The sequence below is a fragment of the Kribbella pittospori genome, assembly GCF_004331465.1.
Lineage (GTDB): Bacteria > Actinomycetota > Actinomycetes > Propionibacteriales > Kribbellaceae > Kribbella > Kribbella pittospori.
The window spans coordinates 181,473-203,138 of the sequence record NZ_SJKB01000013.1 but is presented as its reverse complement, the minus strand read 5'-3'; the positions used below and the strand labels follow the sequence as shown (position 1 = coordinate 203,138).

At 68.0% G+C, this 21,666-nt stretch carries 20 protein-coding genes; 4 read left to right on the top strand and 16 right to left on the bottom strand.

The window, feature by feature from the left end; translation table 11 throughout:
• Positions 1 to 93 precede the first annotated feature (93 nt).
• The 13 genes from E0H73_RS34430 to E0H73_RS34370 are packed head-to-tail and all read right to left on the bottom strand — an operon-like array spanning position 94 to position 14,727.
• Positions 94 to 996: a 2-oxo acid dehydrogenase subunit E2 gene (locus E0H73_RS34430; RefSeq protein ID WP_131363499.1), complete on the bottom strand. Its 903-nt coding sequence runs from the start codon at positions 994 to 996 to the stop codon at positions 94 to 96.
• Entirely contained in the window at positions 993 to 1,970 is a 978-nt protein-coding gene (locus E0H73_RS34425; protein ID WP_131363497.1) for an alpha-ketoacid dehydrogenase subunit beta, read from the bottom strand. The genes E0H73_RS34430 and E0H73_RS34425 overlap by 4 nt, the downstream gene beginning before the upstream one ends.
• On the bottom strand, positions 1,958 to 3,022 hold the full coding sequence (locus E0H73_RS34420; RefSeq protein WP_131363495.1) for a thiamine pyrophosphate-dependent dehydrogenase E1 component subunit alpha: 1,065 nt from the start codon (positions 3,020 to 3,022) through the stop codon (positions 1,958 to 1,960). The genes E0H73_RS34425 and E0H73_RS34420 overlap by 13 nt, the downstream gene beginning before the upstream one ends.
• A complete protein-coding gene (locus tag E0H73_RS34415) occupies positions 3,019 to 4,392 on the bottom strand; it encodes a M24 family metallopeptidase (RefSeq protein WP_131363493.1) in 1,374 nt (457 codons plus the stop codon). Before E0H73_RS34415 ends, E0H73_RS34420 begins: the two co-directional genes overlap by 4 nt.
• A gap of 1 nt (position 4,393) precedes the next feature.
• Positions 4,394 to 5,287: an NAD(P)-dependent oxidoreductase gene (locus tag E0H73_RS34410; RefSeq protein WP_131363491.1), complete on the bottom strand. Its 894-nt coding sequence runs from the start codon at positions 5,285 to 5,287 to the stop codon at positions 4,394 to 4,396.
• Positions 5,284 to 6,339, bottom strand: a complete 1,056-nt coding sequence (locus tag E0H73_RS34405; protein WP_131363489.1) for a zinc-dependent alcohol dehydrogenase — start codon at positions 6,337 to 6,339, stop codon at positions 5,284 to 5,286. The genes E0H73_RS34410 and E0H73_RS34405 overlap by 4 nt, the downstream gene beginning before the upstream one ends.
• Positions 6,336 to 7,316, bottom strand: coding sequence for a zinc-dependent alcohol dehydrogenase (locus E0H73_RS34400; RefSeq protein ID WP_131363487.1), 981 nt, complete (start codon positions 7,314 to 7,316; stop codon positions 6,336 to 6,338). Before E0H73_RS34400 ends, E0H73_RS34405 begins: the two co-directional genes overlap by 4 nt.
• On the bottom strand, positions 7,313 to 8,389 hold the full coding sequence (locus tag E0H73_RS34395; RefSeq protein ID WP_131363485.1) for an SDR family oxidoreductase: 1,077 nt from the start codon (positions 8,387 to 8,389) through the stop codon (positions 7,313 to 7,315). Before E0H73_RS34395 ends, E0H73_RS34400 begins: the two co-directional genes overlap by 4 nt.
• A 24-nt stretch (positions 8,390 to 8,413) precedes the next feature.
• Positions 8,414 to 8,866: a VOC family protein gene (locus E0H73_RS34390; RefSeq protein WP_131363484.1), complete on the bottom strand. Its 453-nt coding sequence runs from the start codon at positions 8,864 to 8,866 to the stop codon at positions 8,414 to 8,416.
• 25 nt (positions 8,867 to 8,891) lie between these two features.
• Complete coding sequence (locus E0H73_RS34385) at positions 8,892 to 9,956, bottom strand: 2,3-butanediol dehydrogenase (protein WP_131363482.1); 1,065 nt, start codon at positions 9,954 to 9,956, stop codon at positions 8,892 to 8,894.
• A 42-nt stretch (positions 9,957 to 9,998) separates the two neighbouring features.
• Positions 9,999 to 12,584, bottom strand: a complete 2,586-nt coding sequence (locus E0H73_RS34380; RefSeq protein WP_202867693.1) for an ATP-binding cassette domain-containing protein — start codon at positions 12,582 to 12,584, stop codon at positions 9,999 to 10,001.
• Entirely contained in the window at positions 12,581 to 13,687 is a 1,107-nt protein-coding gene (locus E0H73_RS34375) for a substrate-binding domain-containing protein (RefSeq protein ID WP_131363480.1), read from the bottom strand. The genes E0H73_RS34380 and E0H73_RS34375 overlap by 4 nt, the downstream gene beginning before the upstream one ends.
• Entirely contained in the window at positions 13,684 to 14,727 is a 1,044-nt protein-coding gene (locus tag E0H73_RS34370) for an ABC transporter permease (protein WP_131363478.1), read from the bottom strand. The genes E0H73_RS34375 and E0H73_RS34370 overlap by 4 nt, the downstream gene beginning before the upstream one ends.
• 197 nt (positions 14,728 to 14,924) lie before the next feature.
• Between E0H73_RS34370 and eboE the strand changes: the two genes are divergently transcribed.
• Genes eboE through E0H73_RS34355 form a run of 3 tightly spaced genes read left to right on the top strand, consistent with a single transcriptional unit; the run spans position 14,925 to position 17,690 of the window.
• Entirely contained in the window at positions 14,925 to 16,130 is a 1,206-nt protein-coding gene (gene eboE, locus E0H73_RS34365) for a metabolite traffic protein EboE (protein ID WP_131363476.1), read from the top strand.
• Positions 16,131 to 16,146: 16 nt separating this feature from the next.
• Positions 16,147 to 16,932, top strand: a complete 786-nt coding sequence (locus tag E0H73_RS34360) for an SDR family NAD(P)-dependent oxidoreductase (protein WP_131363474.1) — start codon at positions 16,147 to 16,149, stop codon at positions 16,930 to 16,932.
• A complete protein-coding gene (locus E0H73_RS34355) occupies positions 16,929 to 17,690 on the top strand; it encodes a helix-turn-helix domain-containing protein (RefSeq protein ID WP_202867692.1) in 762 nt (253 codons plus the stop codon). The genes E0H73_RS34360 and E0H73_RS34355 overlap by 4 nt, the downstream gene beginning before the upstream one ends.
• A 1-nt stretch (position 17,691) precedes the next feature.
• Here the strand turns inward: E0H73_RS34355 and E0H73_RS34350 are convergent, their stop codons facing one another.
• The 3 genes from E0H73_RS34350 to E0H73_RS34340 form a co-directional block, all read right to left on the bottom strand.
• Entirely contained in the window at positions 17,692 to 18,909 is a 1,218-nt protein-coding gene (locus E0H73_RS34350; protein ID WP_131363472.1) for an MFS transporter, read from the bottom strand.
• An 87-nt stretch (positions 18,910 to 18,996) separates the two neighbouring features.
• Positions 18,997 to 19,830: an SRPBCC family protein gene (locus E0H73_RS34345; protein WP_131363470.1), complete on the bottom strand. Its 834-nt coding sequence runs from the start codon at positions 19,828 to 19,830 to the stop codon at positions 18,997 to 18,999.
• Positions 19,823 to 20,389: an ArsR/SmtB family transcription factor gene (locus E0H73_RS34340; RefSeq protein ID WP_238164455.1), complete on the bottom strand. Its 567-nt coding sequence runs from the start codon at positions 20,387 to 20,389 to the stop codon at positions 19,823 to 19,825. Before E0H73_RS34340 ends, E0H73_RS34345 begins: the two co-directional genes overlap by 8 nt.
• Positions 20,390 to 20,581: 192 nt before the next feature.
• Between E0H73_RS34340 and E0H73_RS34335 the strand changes: the two genes are divergently transcribed.
• Positions 20,582 to 21,658, top strand: a complete 1,077-nt coding sequence (locus tag E0H73_RS34335) for an ABC transporter ATP-binding protein (RefSeq protein WP_131363468.1) — start codon at positions 20,582 to 20,584, stop codon at positions 21,656 to 21,658.
• The last annotated feature ends 8 nt before the right edge of the window (positions 21,659 to 21,666 follow it).

Below are 21,666 nucleotides of genomic sequence, written 5' to 3'. Positions count from 1 at the left end.
CATCTGGCGCTGCTGGCAAAACCACACCACCTACAACCCCCAGCTCCACGGAGGCGCCATGCAAATCGCGCCCTGAGGTTGACCTAGGGAATCTCATCGCGTGACCCCCACACTGTCCGCCCAGGACCGGCCCGGGTTCTCGAGTCGTTCCTTGACCGACGCCAGGTAGCGGCCGGCATCGGCGCCGTCCACCAACCGGTGGTCGTAGGTGAGTGCCAGATACGCCATCGACCGGATCGCGATCAGCTCCTCGCCATTGGTGCCGCGAAGGACGACCGGCCGGCGTACGACGGCGCCGAGGCCGAGGATGGCCGACTCGGGAGCGTTGAGGATCGGTGTGTCGAACAGCGCGCCCCGGCTGCCGGTGTTGGTGATCGTGAACGTCCCACCGGAGAAGTCGTCGGCCGCCGCCGTACCGTTTCGCGCGCGGGCGGCGAGGTCCGCGATCCGGCGAGCGAGCGCGCCGACGTTGAGATCGTCGGCGCCGCGGATCACCGGGACGACGAGTCCTTCCTCGGTGTCCACTGCGATCCCCAGTCCGACTGCGGACGGATAGGTGACCGTCCCCGCCGCCAGGTCGAGCTGGGCGTTGATGACCGGATGATCGGCGAGCGCCCGTACGGCGGCCTCTGCGACGAAGGCCAGCACGGACAGCGAAACGCCGTACCGGGTGCGGAACTCGTCCTTCACCGCTGCGCGGACGGTGGCCACGTGCGTGAGGTCGACCTCGACGACGGTGGTGAGCTGCGCCGACTCCTGCAGCGACCGGTGCATCCGCTCCGCGATCACCTTCCGCCGCCGCGACAACCGCTCGACCCTGACCGGAGCCGACACGACCGGATCCACAGAAGGCGCAGCTACGAACGCTCGTACGTCGGCCAGTGTCGCCCGACCGTGCGCACCGGAGGGCCGGAGTTCCGAGAGGTCGACACCGTGCTCGCGGGCCAGGCGGCGTACCCGCGGACTGTCCCGGTGCCGGGGCGCGGTGACGCTCACGCCTGCATCGCCTTCTCGATGTCGGTGACAATCCGATCCACCGACGGGATGACGAGATCCTCCAGCGAGTCCGCGGACGGCAGCGGCACGTGCGGCGTGGTGATGCGCATGACCGGCCCGTCGAGATCCCAGAACGCCTCGTCGCTCACGATCGACGCGATCTCCGCACCCCAACCGAGGGCACGCGGATTCTCCTCGACGGTGAACAGCCGCCCGGTCCGCCCGACCGATTCCAGAATCGTCTTGGCATCGAGCGGGATCAGCGACCGTACGTCGATGACCTCGCAACTGATGCCGCGCTCCGCAAGTTGCTCGGCCGCCGCGAGAGCCCGTGGCACCATCAGCCCGAGCGCCGCGATGGTTGCATCGTCACCGGACCGACGAACCTTCGCCGTACCGAGGACATCCTCGATCACACCATCCGGCACTTCGCCCTTGCTGGCGTAGAGACCCTTGTGCTCGAAGAACAACACCGGATCGTCGCTGCGTACGGAGGCCGCCATCAGCCCGACGACATCCTCCGGGCACGACGGAGTGACTACCTTGATCCCGGGCACCGCCATCGCCCAGTTCTCGATCGACTGCGAGTGCTGTGCGCCGAACCGGAGCGCTCCGCCGTTGCCGCTCTTCACCACCAGCGGGATCGTGACCTGCCCGTTGGTCATGTAGCGGGTCTTCGCCATCTGGTTCACCACGAGGTCCCAGCAGACGGCGAAGAAGTCGGAGAACATGATCTCCGCGATCGGCCGCAGCCCGGTCATCGCGGCGCCCATGGCCGCACCGAGGATGGCCTGTTCCGAGATCGGGGTGTCGATCACCCGGCGCGGGCCGAACTGGTCGAGCAGCCCGACGGTCGTCTTGAACACGCCACCGGAACCGGCCACGTCCTCGCCGACGAGCACCACCCGCTCGTCGCGTCGCATCTCCTGCGCGATGCCGCGGGCCACCGCATCTCGATAGGTCAGTTGCGCCACGAGTGTCCTCCGTCCGCCCACACATCGGTGTACGCCGATGCCGGGTCCGGCAACGGTCCGTTCTTGGCCGCCTCGGTCGCCGCGTTCACAGCCTCGCCGACCTGGCGCTCGATCTCGTCCAGCTCTGCGCCAGCGAACCCGAGCCGGTCGAGCCGGCCGCGGTAGACCTTCAACGGGTCATGCTCCAGCCACGCCTCGAGTTCCCCGGACGGCTTGTACTTGCCGGGATCGGCCCGCGAGTGGCCGCCATGCCGATAGGTCAGAGCCTCGACCAGCACCGGCCCCAGCCCGGAGCGGGCGTGCGCGAGCGCGTCGCGAGCGACGAGCAGGCAGCCGTCCGCATCATTGCCATCGACAACCACAGGCTCGAGACCGTACGCACCGGCCCGATCCGCCGCCGGACGCCGTACGGCGGTGATGTCCGAGATCGCGGTGTACTCCATGTACTGGTTGTTCTCGCACACGAAGACGACCGGCAGGCTGAAGACCGCGGCGTAGTTGAGTGCCTCGTGGAAGGCACCGATGTTGGTGGTGCCGTCGCCGAAGAAGCAGACCGCGACCTGACCGCTGTCCCGGTACTGCGCGGACCAGGCGGCGCCGTTCGCGATCGTCAGGTGCGCCCCGATGATCGCGTAGGAACCCATCACGCCGTGCTCGACGCTGGTGAGGTGCATGGATCCGCCCTTCCCGCCGAGCAGTCCGTTGGAGCGACCAAGGAGTTCGGCAAGGACTCCCTCCATCGGTACGCCGCGAGCGAGGGTATGTGCATGTCCGCGGTACGTCGCGAACGTGTAGTCGTCCGCGCGCATCGCCGTACCGAAGCCGGTCGCCACCGCCTCCATCCCGAGGGACAGGTGGGTGGTGCCCTTGACCAGGTTCTGCATGAACAGGTCGTACGCACGCTTCTCGAACTGGCGCATCTCCTGCAGCCGCCGGTACATCAGCAGCCGGGTGTCCCGGTCGATCTCGGCGTCGTCGTACCTGGTGTGGCTGCCGGCCGGCAGCACCATGTCGTGTTCGCCGTACGCATGACGTTCGAGTGGCAGCGTCATACCAGTTCTCCGTTGAAGACGGGGGTGTTCAGGTGGGACTGCGCCTCACGCCGGGTCGGCAGCATCCCACCGGTCGTGTAGTAGCGCTTGCCGGCGACGAGCAGGTCCTCGGCGGGGAACTTGGTGATGACCTCGCAGCCGTCGGCGGTGACGACGAGTTCCTCCTCGATCCGGGCCGCGGACCAGCCGTCCCGGGCCGGCCAGTACGTCTCGAGCGCGAAGACCATGCCCTCCTCGAGCACCTCCGGGTGGTCGAGGGAGACCAGCCGGCTGAAGATCGGCTTCTCCCAGATCGACAATCCGACGCCGTGGCCGTACTGGAGGGCGAACGCGGCCTCCTCGTCGGCGAAGCCGAACTCCTGCGCGGTCGGCCAGATCGAGACGATGTCGGCGGTGGTCGCCCCGGGCTTCACCAGCGCGATGGACTGATCCATATACTCCCGGCAGATCTTGTACGCATCGTGCTGCGCCGGTGAGGCACTGCCGACAGCGAACGTCCGGTAGTAGCAGGTGCGGTAGCCCAGATAGCTGTGCAGGATGTCGAAGAACGCCGGGTCGCCGGGGCGGATGATCCGGTCGGAGTACACGTGCGGGTGTGGGGCGCACCGCTCGCCGCTGATCGCATTCACGCCCTCGACGAACTCCGACCCCATGTCGTAGAGCGCCTTGCTGACAAGTCCGACGGTCTCGTTCTCCCGAACGCCGGGCCGGAGGAACTCGTACAGCTGGTCGTACGCCGCGTCGACCATCGAGGCCGCCTGGGTGAGCAGCCCGATCTCGTCCTTGGTCTTGATCCGCCGGGCCTCGAGGAAGACCTGCTGGCCGTCGGTGACCTGGATACCGGCCTGCTGGAGGGCGGCCAGGATCGGCAGTTCGATGACGTCGACGCCGAGCGGCTCGTCGAGCAACCCGTGCAGCTCGAGTTCGGCCTTGATCTTGCGCGCGACCTCCTCCGCGATGCCCGCGCCCGGGTGGAACGCGCCGCGCAGCGTGGAGATCCCGGCCCGGGCGCCACTCGGCTTGGAAGCCCCGTGGTGCGGGCCGTGGACGGCGTCGGCCGATTCGGGTCCGGCGTGGTCGAGCCACGGGTTGTAGAGCTGGTGGTGGCGGGCCGCCGACCCGAAGTCCCAGACGATCGGCTCGGCGCCGCGGACCAGCAGCGAGAAGCGGATCAGCTTGTCGTTCGCCCAGGTGCCGATGTGGGTCGCGGTCATGTAGCGGATGTTGGGGAAGTCGAACGCGAGCAGGGCGCCGAGCGACGAGCGGTCCAGCTCGGCCCGGAGCTTGGCCAGCCGCTCGGTGCGCAACCGGTCGAGGTCGAGCCGCTGCTCCCAGTCGACCGCGTTCGTGCCATAGGTGTGGATACCCACGTCAGTTCCTTTCTGTTTCGCCGGCCGGCTCGGCGACGGCCGCGAACCAGGCCGTCATCGCGGCCATGTCCCGGTCGCCGAGCCCGTCGTCCAGTGCTTGCCGGTGCAGTTCCAGCGCCCGCCGTACGACGGACTCCCGCAGGCCGGCGTCATCGGCGGCGCGGGCCGCGAGGCCCAGATCCTTGGTCGCGGTGGTGAGGTCGAAGGCGACCGCCGTCTGGTCGGGGTCGGTGAAGGCGGGTCGCTTGTAGTCGAGGAAGCGGTTCCAGAGCACGCCTACCGCGAGTACGTCGAAGAGCGCCGCAGGCGGGACGCCCGCGGCGCGAGCGGTGACCAGGCACTCGGCCAGCGCGGTGCTGAAGGTATGCAGCAGTGCATTGACGGCCACCTTGGCTGCGGCACCGGCACCCGTCGGTCCGACGTGCACGACCGTGCCGAGCGCATCGAGGACCGGACGGGCGCGATCGATCACGGCCGCATCGCCGCCTGCCATCAGTCCGAGCTTGCCTTCCCGGGCGACGACAGTGCTGCCACTCACCGGACAGTCGACGAACCCCACACCTGCGTCGAGGCACCTGTCCGCGGCCTGTCTGGCCGCGTCCGCCCCGGTGGTCGAGCAGTCCACGACGACCAAGCCAGGCCGGGCTCCGGCGAGAACGCCCTCGAGGATCCGGAGTACGGCGTCGCCGTCGGTGAGCATGGTGACCACGACGTCCGCGTTCTTGGCCGCCAGCGCCGGAGTGTCTGCCACCTCGGCTCCGGTGAGATCGGCGGCCGCCAGCGCACGCGCCGCGGTCCGGTTCCAGACCGTCACCGCAAACCCCTGCCGCGTAAGGGCAGTGACCATCTCGGTACCCATCCGGCCGAGACCACAGAAGCCGACCCGAAGCGTCATGACCACTCCTGCGGGTCTACGAGGAATTTCCCTCGCGCAGTGCCACCGGCCGTCGCTGCCAAAGCCTCGACCACCCGGTCCAGCGGTACGACACGTTCGACGAGCAGCGAGGCCAGGTCACGCTCGGCCAGCAGCGCCAGCGCGGCCGGCAGGTTCTGGTCGCACACATGCGCCACGGTGGTCATGACGTCGATCTCGCGGAGGATCAGGTCGTTGGCGACGAACGACACCTGCCCCTTGGGCAGGCCAACCAGGAGAACGGTGCCGCCGCGCCGGGTCAGCCGCTGCACGCGACTCAGCCCGTCGGGTACGCCGCTTGCTTCCACGCTGACGTCAGCCAACGCAGAACCGGACAGCTCACGCAGTACGTCGAGCGGGTCGGTCGAGGAGGCGTCGACGGTCACATCTGCGCCGAGCTTCGCGGCCGTCTCGAGCCTGCCGGCATCGATGTCCACGGCAACGATCGCTCCGGCCCCGGCAGCCTTCAGACCGGCGATGACAAAGGAACCGATCGCGCCGGCACCATGCACGACCTCGACGTCGCCAGGCTGAATCCGGCTGCGGCCGACCGCGTGCAGGCCGACCGCCAGCGGTTGGGCGAGCGCAGCGTTGTCGTCAGCAACATGGCGAGCGATCGGGTGCAGCATCGCCTCGGGAACAGTGATGTGCTGGGTGAGCCCGCCATCAGCGGACAGGCCGTAGGTCCAGTAGGACTGGCAGAGGTTGGTCTGGCCGCGCTCGCACCACGCGCACGTTCCACACCAGACGCCGGCGCCGGCCGCGACCCGGTCACCGACTCCGAAGCGTTCGCCGTCGCTCTCTACGACGCCGATGAACTCGTGGCCGAGCACCACCGGCCCGAGCACGCCCGAGATCGGGTGCCGAGTCTGCAGCGGAGTCATCATCGGTCCGCTCGTGTATTCACTGACATCGGTGCCGCACAGACCGACCCGGGTGACGCGCAGCGTCACCTGACCCCGGCCAGGAGCCGGTGGTTCGGGGCGCTCCTCGATGCGAAGATCTCCCGCGGCGTGCAGGACGACGGCTTTCACCCGGCACCGCCGTTCTCGATGTGCACCTTGACGTTCTCGCCGGTACGTCGTGCCGCGGCGTACGCCTCAGGGGCTCGGTCCAGCGGGTACCGGCCGGTGATCATCGGGGTGAGATCGAGACCGGTCCGGGCCAGGAACCGCAAGGTCTCCGGCCAGACGCCCGGCGACCCGATGGTGCCGCGGATCTGCAGTTGCTTGGACTGGATCAGGCCCAGCTTCGCGGTGGCGCTGCGACCGACGTCGATGCCGATGTTGACCAGCCGGCCGTTGAACCCGGCAACCTCCAACGTGGCCGCCATCGCGGCCGGCTGACCGGACGCCTCCATGACGACATCGGCGCCCCGGCCACCGGTCAGTTCCCGCACCTGATCGGTGAAGCCGTCCGACGTCGGGTCGACGACCTCCTCGGCACCGAGCTGGCGAGCCAGGTCGGCACGCGTCTTGTCGGGTTCGGCCGCGATGACCCGGGCGCCGATCGTGGCGGCGACAGCCACACAGCTCAGCCCGATCGGACCGGCGCCGAAGACGACGACGGTGTCGCTCGCGTTGACGTTGCCGGCCCGCATCGTCGCGAAGTACGCGCAACTGAACGGCTCCACCAGCGCGGCCTGGCTGTCGGTGAGCTCGTCCGGAACCTTGTGCAGCCACTCGGGACGGGCGACGAAATACTCCGCGGCGGCTCCGGAGATCGAGAAGCCGAAGTGCTCCGAGCCGATCACACACTCGCCCAGCACGCGGTCGCCAACCGCGAGTCCGGTGACGTCCTGCCCGACCTCGGCGACCTGGCCGGACCACTCGTGGCCGGGGATGATCGGGTACCCGAACGGGATGATGTAGCGCCCTTCGAGCAGTTCGAAGTCGGAGTGGCAGATCCCGACCGAGCGCAGCGCGACCAGGATCTCGTCGGCGCCGATCCGCGGTACGTCGAGGTCGGCCAGGGCCAGCGTGTCCACGCCCTGGAACTGGACGGCCCTCATGCTTCGACCGCCGGGATGACGCGTTCGGCACGAAGCCGGTCGAAGAGGTCGAGGAACGATCGCGTGCTGTCCTGGGACCGGGTGAATCCGGCCTCGCGGCTCTTGGCCATCGTGGCATGCGTCTCGACCGTCCGGCCGAGGTCGCTGTCGGTGTGCCACCAGGACACGAGCCGGTCGACGTTGGGTTCGACGAGACCGTCCCGGCCGGCGATCCGTCGCCAGATCGCCGCGGCGCCGATCATCCGGTCCTCGAGTGGAGCGGGATGTCCGGGGTACGGCGTCGGCTCGACTCCGAGGCCGGCCGCCACCGCCTCCCACATCTGCCGCCAGTGGAAGGTGTCGCCGTTGGTGACGTTGTACGCCTCGTTGACCGCCTCAGGTGTGGTGGCCGCCCAGACCAGGTGCTCGGCCAGCAGCCGGGCATCGGTGATGTCGGTGGTCCCGTCGTACTGCTCAGGTGAACCGGGGAACACGAAGGGCATGCCCGTCTCCCGGGCCAGGGTGCCGTAGACGGCCAGGGTCACGCCCATGTTCATCGCGTTGCCGAGGGTGTAACCGATGACCGTGTGTGGCCGGTGGACCGTCCAGCCGAAGCCGAACCGCGCGGCGGCGTCCCAGAGGATGTCCTCCTGGATGTAGTAGAAGTTCTCGTAGTCCAGTCGCGGCTGGCTCTCGTGGAACGGCGGCTTGGCCGGGTTCTGGGCGTACGCCTCGAACGGACCGAGGTAATGCTTGAGCCCGGTCACCAGGCAGACGTGCTCGAGCGTGCCGGTCCGCCCGGTGGTCTCGAGGACGTTGCGCAGCATCGCGCCGTTCACCTCGATGTTGCGAGCCTCGGTCTCCTGCCGCGACCACGTGCAGTAGAAGAGGTGCGTGGCCCGGACCTCGCGGGCGACCGCGGCGATCGACATCGGGTCGGTGATGTCGGCGCTGAGCGTGCGGACACCTTCGGTGTCCATACCCTGCTTGCGGGACACCCCGGTCACCTGCCAGCCGGATCGAGCCAGCTGCTCGGCGGCGTTCCGGCCGGTCAGACCGGTGGCGCCGACGACCAGCGCGCGACGTTCACTCATGGATGACACTCCTTCGAAGGCCGGTCAGTGCCCGCGGCCGTTGCTCTGGAAGAGCTCGAGCGTCACGCCGTTGGGGTCCTTGAAGTAGACGAAGGCACAGCCCTCGAGCGGCCCGTCGCCGATGTGCAGCGGCGGCGCCAGGAACTCGGCGCCCTTGGCCCGCAGGTCGTCGTACGACTGCTGGATGTCGGGTACGTCGATACAGACATGGGCACTGCCGACGTCGGCGTTCGAGCGGTCGAAGGTGTCCTCCCGCTCGTTGTCGTAGTGGAGCAACTCGACCACGCAACTGCCGAACCGCAGGAACGCGAACCGCAGCTTGGTGTCAGGTACGCCGACCGCCGCGGACAGCTCCGGACCGTCGCCCTGGGCAATGAACTCGGGCTTCAGCCCGAACATCCGCTCGTACCAGGCCAGCGAGGCCTCGAGGTCGCGGACCGTGATGCCGACGTGGTGCATGTCGCCGAACGAACTCATCGGATTCTCCTTCGGAAGGGGAGGGTCAGGAAGCGGAGCGGACCAGCACCTTGAGCTGGTCTCCCTGCGGGTCGATCAACGGGTCGAATCCCTTGGTCACCACGTCGGCCAGGCCGATCTCCGCGGTGACCACCCGGCCGACCGGGTAGGTGCCAGAGGCAACCATGCGGATGATCCGCGGCCAGTCGGTCATCCACCAGCACCAGCTGCCGTACAGGGTCAGGTCCTTCGCGGACAGCGCCATCGCATCGAGCGTCGCCGGCTTGGTGTGCAGCCCGGTCTGGACGATGGCGGCACGCTTGCGGGTCTGCTCGACGCACGAGGTGAGGCCCGGCGTACTCCCGGAGCACTCGATGGCGAGGTCGACGCCGTCGCCGCCGGTGAGTTGGCCGACGACCTCGTCGAGTTCGCCGGTGGTCGGGTCCACCACCGGGCCGATGTCGAGGGACGCGGCCAGCGCGGAGCGGTTCTTGTTCGGCTCGGAAATGATCACCGTCGATGCCCCGACCGCGGCGGCGTACATCGCGGACAGGATGCCGATCGGCCCGGCGCCGGTGACGAGGACGATGTCGCCACCGGTGACCCCGGCCCGCTCGACGCCGTACGCCGCGACCGCCGCGGGCTCGACGATCGCGCCCTCGAGATCGGAGACCTCATCGGGGAGCTTGGCGACCTGGTACTCCTTCACTACGGCGTACTCGGCGAGCCCACCGGTCTCGGCGCTCAGGCCGGTGCAGGCGAACTGCACGCACAGGTGTCCCTGACCGCGGCGGCAATAGCGACAACGGCCGCACACGATGGCCGGCATGATCGAGACCCGGTCGCCGACAGTCACCTCACGGACCTCTGCGCCGACCGCGGCGACCCGGGCGGAGAACTCGTGTCCGAGGGTCTGCGGGAGTGTCACCCCGGTCAGTGGGTGCGGAGTCGTCGGGGTGACGATCGGCCCCACGGCGTACTCGTGCAGGTCGGTCCCGCAGATGCCGCAGTACAGGACCTCGACGAGTACGTCGTCAGGCTCCCGCACCTGGGGCTCAGCGACCTCCTCCACCCGGATGTCCTGCTTACCGTAGTAACGCGCTGCTCGCACGGCGATGTCCTTTCGTAGTCGGCGACGGGAGATCCCGTGCGGTCAGTGTGCGACGCCCTCGGCCTTGCGGCCGCTACCTCGCACCTGGCTGTAGACAAGGGCCGCGATCACGATCAGCGCGCCCTGGAAGAGGTACTGCCAGGTCTGGGTGAGTCCCAGGAAGGTGGTCGCGTTGAGGAGCTGCACGATCAGGCCGGCGCCCAGCAGCGTGCCGACGAAGGTGCCGCGGCCACCCAGCAGACTGGTCCCGCCGAGGACCACGGCGGTGATGCTGGTCAGCGTGTAGCCGATTCCTTGCGCGGGATCGCCGATGCCGAGCTGGGACAGCAGGATCAGCGCACCGAGGAAGGTGAACAGCGACACGACGACGTACCCCGTGACGACCGTGCGGGTGGTGCGCACACCGAGCCGTCGCGCGGACTCCTCGTCCGAGCCGACCGCGCGGATGTTCAGTCCCCACCGGCGGGTGCGGAGCAGGACCTCCATCGCGAACGTGATGACGACCAGGACGACGAAGGCCAGCGGGACCGGGCCGATCGTGGTCGTGACGAGGTCGGTCGCCGTCCGGCTGATCAGCCCGCCGGGCTTGTCCCGCAAGAGGAAGCTGAACCCCTGCAAGGCGATGTACGTCGCCAGCGTCGCCGCAACCGGGGTGAACTTCCCGAATCTGATCAGCGAGCCGTTGACCAAACCCGCCAGAGCCGCGAGTGCGGCCATCAGGATCAGTCCGAGGACTACCGCCGTACCGGAATGTCCTTCGGTGAGGAAGAACGAACCGACCACGACGAGGAAACCCGCGAGTGGTCCGACGGACAGATCGATGCCGGCCGTCATCAGCGCCACCGTCTGACCGAGGGCGATGAAACCGAGCGCGCTGACCAGCAGCATCACCGAGGTGACATTGAAGGGCAGTAGATAGCGCTCGTTGCGGGAATAGATGTAGGCCCCGAGGCAGAGCATCACGGCGGCCAGGATCAGGACCGGGACGTAGTCGCCCTCGAGCTTGCGCCGCCACCGCGGGCTCAGCCGACGCCTATCGGCGCGCTGCTCCTCGGTGCGGGTGTGAGTAGTCGACTCGACCGCGGCGCGAACCATCCGCTCCTCGGTCACCTCGGCACCGGCCAGCGACGCGACCACGTGTCCGCGGGACAGCACGATCACCTGGTCGCAGAGTCCTTCGAGCTCCTTGGCGTCCGAGGACGCGACGATGACCGGTACGCCGCTGTCGGAGACCTCCCGCAGGATCCGGTAGATCTCAGCACGCGCACCGACGTCGACGCCCTGGGTGGGTTCGTCGGCGAGCAGGATGGCGGGCTTGGACAGCAGCGACCGGGCGAGCACGACCTTCTGCTGGTTGCCGCCGGACAGACTGGTGACCGGCGACTCGAGCGTCGCCGTCTTCACCGCGAGCCCGGCCACCTCCGCGCCGACCAGTTCGACCTCGCGCCGCCGGTTGACGAAGCGGGACGGGCCGAGCCGATCGAGCGCACTGAGTGCGGTGTTCTCCCGCACCGACAGCGACATCATCAGTCCCTCCTGATGCCGGTCAGCCGGCAGGTACGCCGACGACCGCAGCAACTGCCGGTGACTGAGGCGGGCGCCGTCAATGGTCAGCGTGCCGTCGTGTCCGTCGAGGCCGGCCAGAGCGCGGAGGAGTTCACTCTGACCGTTCCCGACGACCCCGGCGACACCGATGATCTCGCCGCGCCGCGCGGTGAAGGAGACGTCGGAGAACCGGTCGCCCGACAGTCCGTCGACGGTCAGCACCGGCTGCTCGTCGTCGACTCCCAGCCGCTTGGCGGGGAAGGTGTACTCCAGTTGCCGGCCGACGATCATGGCCAGCAACTCGTCGTCGGTGACCTCGGCGACCACGGCCGTCCCGCGATGATGTCCGTCCCGCAGAACGGTGACCCGGTCGGCGAGCTCGCGCACCTCGGCAAGGCGGTGCGTGATGTAGACGACGGCAGTTCCCTGCCCGACCGCGGAGCGGACCAGGTCGAACAGGCGCCCGACAGACTCCTTGCCCAGCGGGGCTGTCGGCTCGTCGAGGATGAGCAACCGCGGCTCCATCGCCATCGCCTTGCCCAGCTCGAGCAGGTGCTTCTGAGCGATGCTGAGATGACCGACCCGATCCTCCAGATGTGCGACGCACCCGACCCGATCGAGCAGCGCCCGCATCGCGGCGCGCCGATCCGGCCCGTCGTCGAGGAAGCGCCCGGGCACCGCGACCGCGATGTTCTCCGCAACCGTGAGGTCGGGAAGCACCGCAGGATGCTGGTGCACGATGGCAATGCCCAGCTCGGACGCCCGTCCGGGCGTGAGCTCGTCGACGGTCTCACCCAGTACGGCGATGCTGCCCTGGTCCGGCGTGGTGGTGCCGGAAGCCACTCCCATCAGAGTGGACTTGCCGGCACCGTTCTCGCCGAGCAGCGCGTGCACCTCACCAGGCTTGACCTCGAGGGACACATCGGTCAGCGCGGCGACGGCGTCGTACGACTTGTAGATGCCGTGCAGAGACAGCGTGGGCCGCGTCGCGGTTGCCGTGTCGTCGGCGGTCGTTTCCGGGGCGACTTTCGTCTCGTTGATCACCACAGCGTCCTCCGGGTGAGGGGTTCGATCGCTGGTCACTTGAGGAGCTTCGCCTGCTCCTCGCCGCTCATCTCCGCGGACAGATAGACGTCATCGGGCAGGTTCGGCTTGCACTGCACGGGCTTGTCCTTGGACGTCGAGTCCTCGAAGACCACCGACGGGAACGTCGAGGACGCCGGGACCTCGCCACCGGTCGCCCGCGCGACGGCGTGCTGCACGGCGAGCCGCGAGTGGTCGTTCTGGGTCGAGACCGTGAACAGCTTGAAGTCGGGGTTCTTCGCCTTGTGGTCCTGCCAGAAACAGGACAGGACGTTGCCGTCGGAGGCGGCGATGGCGGGGATGGAGCGTCCGCTCTGCTCGAACACCGGCAGCGCGCCGACCAGGGACGGACCGAAGTCGGAGACGATCACGTCGATGTCCGCGTTCTGCGAGATCGCCGCGGTCAGCACCTTCTGCGTCTCGGCCGGATCCCAGTTGGTGACCTCGAACGGCTGCTCGCCGATGAACTTGTACTTGCCGGTGGCATCGAGTACCGAGTGCAGCCCTTCGGCTTCCTTGCGGCCCTGGCTGTTCCCGGGCGGGCCACTGAGGAAGAGGACGTTGCCGCCGTCCGGCAGGATCTTCTGGATCCAGTCGCCCCAGTTCTTGCCGGCGTCGGCGAAGTTGGTGTCGACGAACACGTCGTAGTCCTCGCCGGCCTTGCCACCCGGGTCGACCCGATAGGGCACGGTCACGACACCGGCCTTGTAGGCGCTGCGGATCGCCGGCAGTACGGCCTCACCCGCGTCGGGGAAGACGACGAGCGCGTTCACACCCTTGGCCACCATCCCCTGGATGTCGGCGATGGCCTTCTGCGTGTCGCCCTGGCCGTCGGCGTACTCGAAGCCGGTGATGCTCGGGCACTTGGCCGCCTCCGCCTTGGCGGCCGCGGTGGTGACGAGTCGCCAACTGTTGCCGCCGAAGCCGTCGGTCATGCCGAGGACGGCCTTCTTGCTCCCACACCAGGAGGGAGCGTCACCGGCGGCGGCTGCTTTGGTGGAGGTGTCTGCGTTGCCGGAACCGCCGCAGCCCGCGAGAGCGAGGCCAACGGCACCGGCACCGAGCAACGCGACGAGGCGCGCGCGGCGAGCGGATCGGATCATGACGAGGTTCCCTTCCTGGAACTTGCCGTGCTGAGGGGCAGCTGAGGGGTGGACGTGAGCCGGCGACGTACGGCGGCCCAGTCGACGGTGTAGAGCGCGACGCCCACGGTGAGAGCGGCCGCCTCGACCAGGGTTCGGATCGCGAACGAGACGCCGAGAGCGAGAACGAACTGCTCGAGCTGGCTGAGGAACACTGCGGCGATGGCGGTGGCGACGAGGAAGCCGCGGCCGCCGAGTAACGACGTACCGCCGAGGACCACTGCGGCGATCGACGGCAGGAGGTAGGCGTCGCCCTGGAATGCCGTCGGCTGGGCGATGATCCCGGCCAGCAGTACGCCAGCAAGCCAGTAAAGGATCTGGGCCCATACATACGCGCCGGCGCGGTACCAGGTGACGGGCAGGCCGGTGGCGGCCGCGGCGACCGGGTTGGCTCCGATCGCCTCGAAGCGGCGGCCGCCGATGGTGGTCTTCATGACCACTGCGGCGATCGCGACCACGACGACCGCGATGTAGACGGAGTTCGGCACCCCGAACGTGACGCCACCGGCGACATTGCGAAGCAGTGCCGTGGTACGCCGGGGCGAACCACCCGAGATGCTCAGGACCGCGGCGTACATCAAGGCATTGACGCCCAGCGTTGCGACGATCGGGTTGAGCCGGCGCCAACCGACCAGCACCCCGTTGAGGACGCCGAACCCGATCGCCACGGCCAGTCCGAAGACCAGGGCACCGAGCAGTTTGTCGTCGTCCCCGGCCGGCCGATGAGTGGTGATGACGACCGCCAGCGAGACCGCGCCTGGAACCGACAGATCGATGCCGCCCTGCTGCACGACCAGCGTCTGCCCGATACCGACGATGGCCAGCACGGCCGCGAACGGCAACATGCCGAGCAGAGCACTGTGGTCGACGCTCGTGGGAGCCAGCACTGCACTTGCGATGACGAGCAGGATCAGCGCCGCACTCACGGTCAGAAGTCCGCGAGAGATGCGGAACCGGGGCCCGGCGTCGATCGCGCGGTGCTCGGGTGCCTCGACGGCCATACTCCCACCTCACAGTCTCCAGGGCCGATGTTTGCTGGGACTGTACATATGGCTCGATGTGTTCACAAGATGTCGGTGAAAACTTCCTGAAACCTCACCGAAACTGACAATTAGTGAACAAGTGGGCGGATCTTGACGCGATTACCGAGCTTGCTGTTCAGTATTACTGATCATCCCATCGGCCCGAAGGCGACCATATGAAGCTCAGCGACCGGCTCGGTCACCTCACCTACTCGACCCTCGTTCACCCCGGCGACACCTGGGCCGAGATGCGGGACAGCGTCGCCCGGCATGTGCCGGCGGTGAAGGCGCGAGTGTCGCCGGATGCGCCGATGGGACTGTCGCTTCGACTGTCCGGCGCCTCGGTCGCGACCCTGTTGGCCGAACCTGGCGAGCGCGCTGACTTCCTCAGCTTCCTTCGCTCGCAGGACCTGTACGTCTATACCGTCAACGCGTTCCCGCACGGCCCGTTCAAAGGCCGGTCGGTGATGGAGCAGGTCTACGAGCCGGACTGGGCCACCGAGGACCGCACCCGCTACACGATGGGTGTCGCCGACGTACTGGTGGACATCACCGAGTCAGACGTCGAGCCGTCGATCCAGACGGCTCCGCTGGCGTTTCGCCCGAACGTCGACGGGCCGGCGTTCATCGACCGCTTCACCACGAACCTGCTCCGCGCGGTCGCCCATCTGATCGATGTGGAACGTCGTACCGGCCGCCGGGTGAAGTTGTCACTCGAACCGGAACCGTTCTGCTTCCTGGAGACCACCGAGGAGACGGTGCGCTACTTCGAGGAACGGATCTACTCGCGGGCTGGCGTCGAGGAACTGGCGAAATGGGCGTCGGTCCCGGTGTCGGCGGCGATCGGCCTGGTACGGCGGCATCTCGGTGTGGTGTTCGACATCGGGCACCAGTCGGTCGAGTTCGAGGACATCCCGGCCGCACTGGAGTCACTGGTCGCGGCCGGCATCCCGATCTTCAAGCTGCAGGAGGCCGCGGCGTTGTGGGTCCCCGACGTCACCGCCGAGACAGTGCAGGACCTGAAGCAGTTCACCGACACGATCTACCTGAGCCAGACCACCGAGCGCCGCGACGGGCAGCTCACGCGTTTCCTCAACCTCGGTGACGCGATCGAGTCCTGGTACGACGCCCCGGGTGGCAAGCGGGAGTGGCGGACCCACTTCCACGTCCCCGTGTTCCTCGACGAGATCGGTGGCTTCCGGACAACCCGCTCGTCGATCGAGGCCGCGCTGGACCTGCATCGGCGTACGCCCCTGTCGGACCACCTGGAGATCGAGACCTACACCTGGGACGTGCTGCCGGAGCACCTGAAGACCGGGGACATCGACGAGTACGTCAGCCGCGAGATCGACTGGGTCCGCGACACTCTCGGCGCGAACTGACAGGAACGAGGAGCGCATGTCCGGAAGAGTGGCCGGCAAGAACATCGTCATCACCGGTGCGGGGAGCGGCATGGGCCGCGTCTTCGCCCTGGGCCTCGCGCGCGAAGGTGCCACGATAGGCGTTCTCGACCGCAGTACCGAGGCGGCCAAGGAGGTCTGTGCCGAGCTGTCCGCGGCCCGCCTGACCGGAATCCCGCTCACCGCTGACGTGAGCAAGCGCGACCAGGTCAGCGCTGCCTTCGACACTTTCGTCGAGCAGACCGGCCGGCTGGACGTGCTCTTCAACAACGCCGGCTTCAACCAGCCGATGCACCTGATGGATGTGACCGAGGAGAACTGGCACGCCATCATGGACGTGAACGCGCTCGGCACGCTGATCGGCATCCAGGAGGGGGCCCGCAGGATGGTGCCCCTGGGGCAGGGCAAAATCGTGAACACGTCCTCCATCGCGGGTCGGCAGGGATTTCCCTCGTTCGCCCCGTACTGCGCGAGCAAGTTCGCGGTGAACGCGTTGACCCAGGCGGCGGCCCGGGCACTGGCCGAGCACAACATCACCTGCAACGCCTTCGCCCCGGGCGTGGTGGACACCCCGCTGTGGACGAAGCTGGACGAGGATCTGATGAACATCGGCGACGCGGACAAGCCCGGTCAGGCGATGGCCGACTTCGCCGCGGACATCCTGCGCGGCCGGGTCGCCACCGGCGAGGACATCCTCGGCACCGCGCTGTACCTCGCCTCGGCCGACTCCGACTACCTGACCGGCCAGGTGATCATGATCGACGGGGGCATGGTGCTGGTGTGAGCACGACCGAGAACGATCCCGCCACCATCACCGAAGGAGCCGCAGTGACCTCACCTCTCGTACCGCGAAGTCCGGACGACGCGACGGCGGTGAACCTCGGGCTCCGGCTGCGGACGGCACGGCAGAAGTCGGGCATGACCCTGCGCGAGCTGGCCCGGCGGCTCGGCGTCTCCCCGTCGTTCCTGTCGCAGATCGAGAACGGCAAGTCGCAGCCGTCGGTGGCGACCCTGTACTCGATGGCGCAGACGCTCGACGTCTCGATCGACCATCTTTTCGAGGGCACGGAAGCCGCCGCCCCAGCCGAGCCGGACGTCGCGGCACCGGACATCGCGGCGCCGGAAGAGGAGCCGGAGCCGATCCGGCGTTCGGATCTGGGCTCGTTGGAACACGTCTGGGAGGACAGCGGGAGCATGGGCCGGTTGTCGGTGACGTCGCCTGGCAACCGCACCCGACTGGTGATGGACACCGGGGTGGTCTGGGAGCAGCTGGCCACGAACACGGCTCACCAGCTGGACTTCATCGAGATCGTCTACCCGCCAGGGTCCAGCTCGACGAACGACGAACGCATGCTGCGCCACGACGGGTTCGAGTACGGCTACCTGATCGAGGGCGAGCTCGAAGTGACCTTCGGCTTCGAGACCTTCATGCTGCACGCCGGTGAGTCACTCGGGCTGAACTCGAGCGTCCCGCACCTGTTCCGCAATCTCGGAACCGTCCCGGCCCGCGGCATCTGGTTCGTCCACCACGACCACAACTGACCTACCTGGTGGCCGCGAGCATCCGGAGTACGGCGGCATTGACCAGAAGCAGGATGATCGCGGAGAAGACCAGCAGGGCGACCTGGGCCGGCAGGAGGGCGATGCCCAGGCCGATGGCGAGGACGGGGATGGCGAGGCCGACGTACGCGATGAGGAAGAGCGCGGCGAGGACCTCGCCGCGGGTCGTGGGACCGGCGAGCGAGGCGGCGGTGGCCACGGCGCCACGGAAGACGAGGCCGGCACCGGCACCGGCGACGACGCCGCCGGCGACGAACACCGCCAGGTTGGGGATGAGGCCGCCGGTCGCGACACCGATCAGGCCAAGCGACATGAGGGCGAGGCCGATCCGGAGCTGGTTGCCGCGCTCGAACCGGACGAACACGGCCTGGCTCACCGCGCCGGCGGTGAAGACCACGAACGTCACGACCCCGGCCAGCAACGGCGCCCTGTGGTGCAGCACTCCGCCGAGGAATGTCGGGGCCAGCGACGTGAACAGCCCGAAGATCGCGAACGCCGCGAACGCCCCGATCGCCGACGCGAAGAACAGACGCTTCGAGGCGGACGGCACGGCGACTCGCTGCGGCCGATAAGCCGGCCGCTCCTCCAACCGCTCAACGGTCTCCGGCACCAACGCGATCCCGACCGCACTGAGCAGCAACAGCCCGAGGAACACCTCGTACGGGCGCTCGAGCGGTGACGCCACGTACTGCGCGAGCAGACCACCCACCAACGGACCGAACGCGAGCCCGCCGAGGTTCACCATGCTCGAGATGAGCGCCGACCGGCTCGGGTCCTCGGCGGGACGCGCGATCTGCCGCAGCTCGGACAGATGCGCGGTCGCGGTCGCGGTGAGCACACCGATGCCGATGCCACAGATGAAGCGGGCGATCAGCAGACCGGGCACGTCCTGCCAGACCAGGAAGATCACCGCCGACACCACCTCGGCCAGGACGGCGAGCAACGCGATGCGGCGCCGGCCGAGCCAGTCGCTGACATGCCCGGCCAGATAGAGCGAAGCCATCACCCCGACCGCGTAGCTGGCGAAGATCACCGTGATCACGTACGTCGGGAAGCCGTCGCGGTGCTGGTAGATGGCGTAGAGCGGAGTGGGCACGGTGGAGAACGCCAGGGTGATGAGGAACGCCGCGGCGATCACCCAGAACCCCGGCGCATGCGCGAACCGGACGCGGGCGCCGCTCGACACCCCCGAACTGGTCATGACAGACATGCTCCCAGCCTCACGCTCGCCATCTGTCGATTCAAACGAGGGTTCGGCCGGGAGCACCTGCTCCTTCTAGGCGACCATCTAACCCACCCAGATGGACTGCCAGTTCTTCTGCTCGTTGAAGCGGCGCAGTGCGGCGACCCCGCTGAGCCAGCCGAGCCAGGCAGCGTACGGCGGGTTGCCCTCGTCGAACCCGCTCATCACGAAGGTGAGCCGGGTCTTGCCGTCGGACTCGGCCAGCTCCCAGGTGCTGATGCCGGAGTCACCCCAGTCGACCGACATGCTCTGGCCCTCGACGACTCCGACGACAGTGGCGCCCGGTCCCGCGTCGAAGCCGCCCATCGCGAACCGGCCGCCGACCTGCGGCTCGATCCCGACCGGGTAGCCGAACCACGCCGACGCCTTCTCGGAGGTGGTCAGCGACTCGTACACCTGGGCGATCGGCGCGTCGATCAGCGCCTCGCCGGTGAACTCGGCCGAGGTGAAGTCCGGCCGGGTGGTGAGCGCGCGCCCTTCCAGGTGATCGACCAGGTTGGCCAGCGCGAGCGACCAGAAGGTCTGCAGTACGCCGCGGATCGACGCCCGGCTGATCGCGTCGGCGAAGTCGAAGTGACTCTGAGTAAGTTGGATCAGCGTGGCGTCGTCGGACTCGGCGGTCAGCGCAATCTCCGTGGTGGTCTCCTCACCGTCGAGTGTCCACGCCAGCTTCAGCGTCTGGCCGTCGTACCCCAGCACGCGCTGGTGCGGGGCATCGCCCTCGGGGATGTAGCGGCCCCAGAACTCGAAGGTCGTGGGCAGGTCGACGTTCGAGTGCTCGCCGAGCCAGAGGTCGAGGGCCTTCGGGTCGGTCAGCGCCCGCCGTACGTCGTCGATGCCGGCCCGGGCGCGAACTTGAAGGATGAGCGGTTCAGTCATGATCTTGGTCTCCCTTGGGGTAGCACGCCACGGCCAGCTTGAAGGCGTCGCCTTCGGAGCCGCCGTAGCGCTCGAACAGGTCCTGCAGCGTGCTGCGCAGGTCCTGGAAGAACTCGCGCCGCTGGTCCGGTGGGACCCGGATCTCACCGGAAACCCCGATGGACGGCAGCTCCGGAGCTGTCCGGTCCAGCGCGGCGATGTCGGTCTGGACCTCTTCCATCAGGTCCAGCAGGTAGCCGAGGCTCAGTTCGTCCTGGGTCCGGCGGAGGCCGCCGATCCGGCCGACGAGCCGCGGGGACAGCCAGTACGAACGCGCCGTCGCCTGGTAGATGCCTTCGTGGACGCCGCGCACCTTGCGCTCGTCCACCTGCGTCACCAGTCCCGCCTCGACGAGGCGCTTGACGTGGTAGTAGACGCGCTGCGGAGTCTGCCCGAGCTGTTCGGCCACCTCGCCGCAGGTGTGCGGCTCGGCCAGCCGCCGCAGCACCTCGATCCGCTGCGGCTTGAACAGCGCCTCGGCCTGTTCGAGCTGCTCCAGGTGCATCACGTCTCTGATCACACAAAAAAGTTTGTACGTAAAAAACTTGCTTGTCAATGCTGTTGCGGATCCATCGGCCGGGAATGTAAACGAGTAGTTGCTCGTTCTACTGAGTGCCTCGGTGATGCGTCACCAAGGCAAGCCACCCCAGACCTGGGGCCTTTGCAACGGATCGTCCGGCACGTTCCTGCCGGCGAAGGAAGGAAGCGCGATATGGCAACTGTCTCGTTCAAGGGAGCTACCCGGGTCTACCCGGGCACCGACATCGCCGCTGTGGACAAGCTCGACCTCGACATCGAGGACGGGGAGTTCATGGTGCTGGTCGGACCATCCGGATCGGGCAAGTCGACCGCACTGCGGATGCTGGCCGGGCTCGAAGAGGTCAACGAGGGATCCATCTACATCGGCGACCGCGACGTCACCAACAGCCCGCCGAAGGACCGCGACATCGCGATGGTGTTCCAGAACTACGCGCTCTACCCACATATGTCGGTCGCCGACAACATGGGCTTCGCCCTGAAGATGCAGGGCCTGCACAAGGACGAGCGGGCCAAGCGCGTCGCCGAGGCGGCCAAACTGCTCGGCCTCGAGGAGTACCTCGACCGCAAGCCGAAGGCGCTGTCCGGTGGTCAGCGTCAGCGCGTCGCCATGGGCCGCGCGATCGTCCGTGACCCGCAGGTCTTCCTGATGGACGAGCCGCTGTCGAACCTGGACGCCAAGCTCCGGGTCCAGACCCGCACCCAGATCGCCGAGCTCCAGCACCGCCTCGGCGTCACCACCGTGTACGTCACCCACGACCAGGTCGAGGCCATGACCATGGGCGACCGGGTCGCGGTGCTGAAGGACGGTGTACTGCAGCAGGTCGACACCCCGCTGAACCTGTACGACAAGCCGCGGAACAAGTTCGTGGCCGGCTTCATGGGATCGCCCGCGATGAACCTGATCGAGGCCAAGATCGCCGACGGCGGTGCGCTGATCGGTGACTACCTGGTCCCGATCGACCGCGCCCTGCTGGCCAAGGCCGGCGACGACAAGACCCTGACCATCGGCGTCCGGCCCGAGGCGCTCCACTTCGCCGACGAGGGCCTGCCGGTCACGGTCTCGGTGGTCGAGGAGCTCGGCTCCGACGCCTTCCTCTACGGGACCGCCGAACACACCGGCGACCAGCAGATCATCGCCCGCATCAGCACCCGCCAAAACGCCGAAAAGGGCAGCCTCATCCACCTCGCCCCAGACGCGGAGAAGCTGCACCTCTTCTCGTCCTCCACCGAGGAGCGGCTGAACCCCTGACTAGTGTG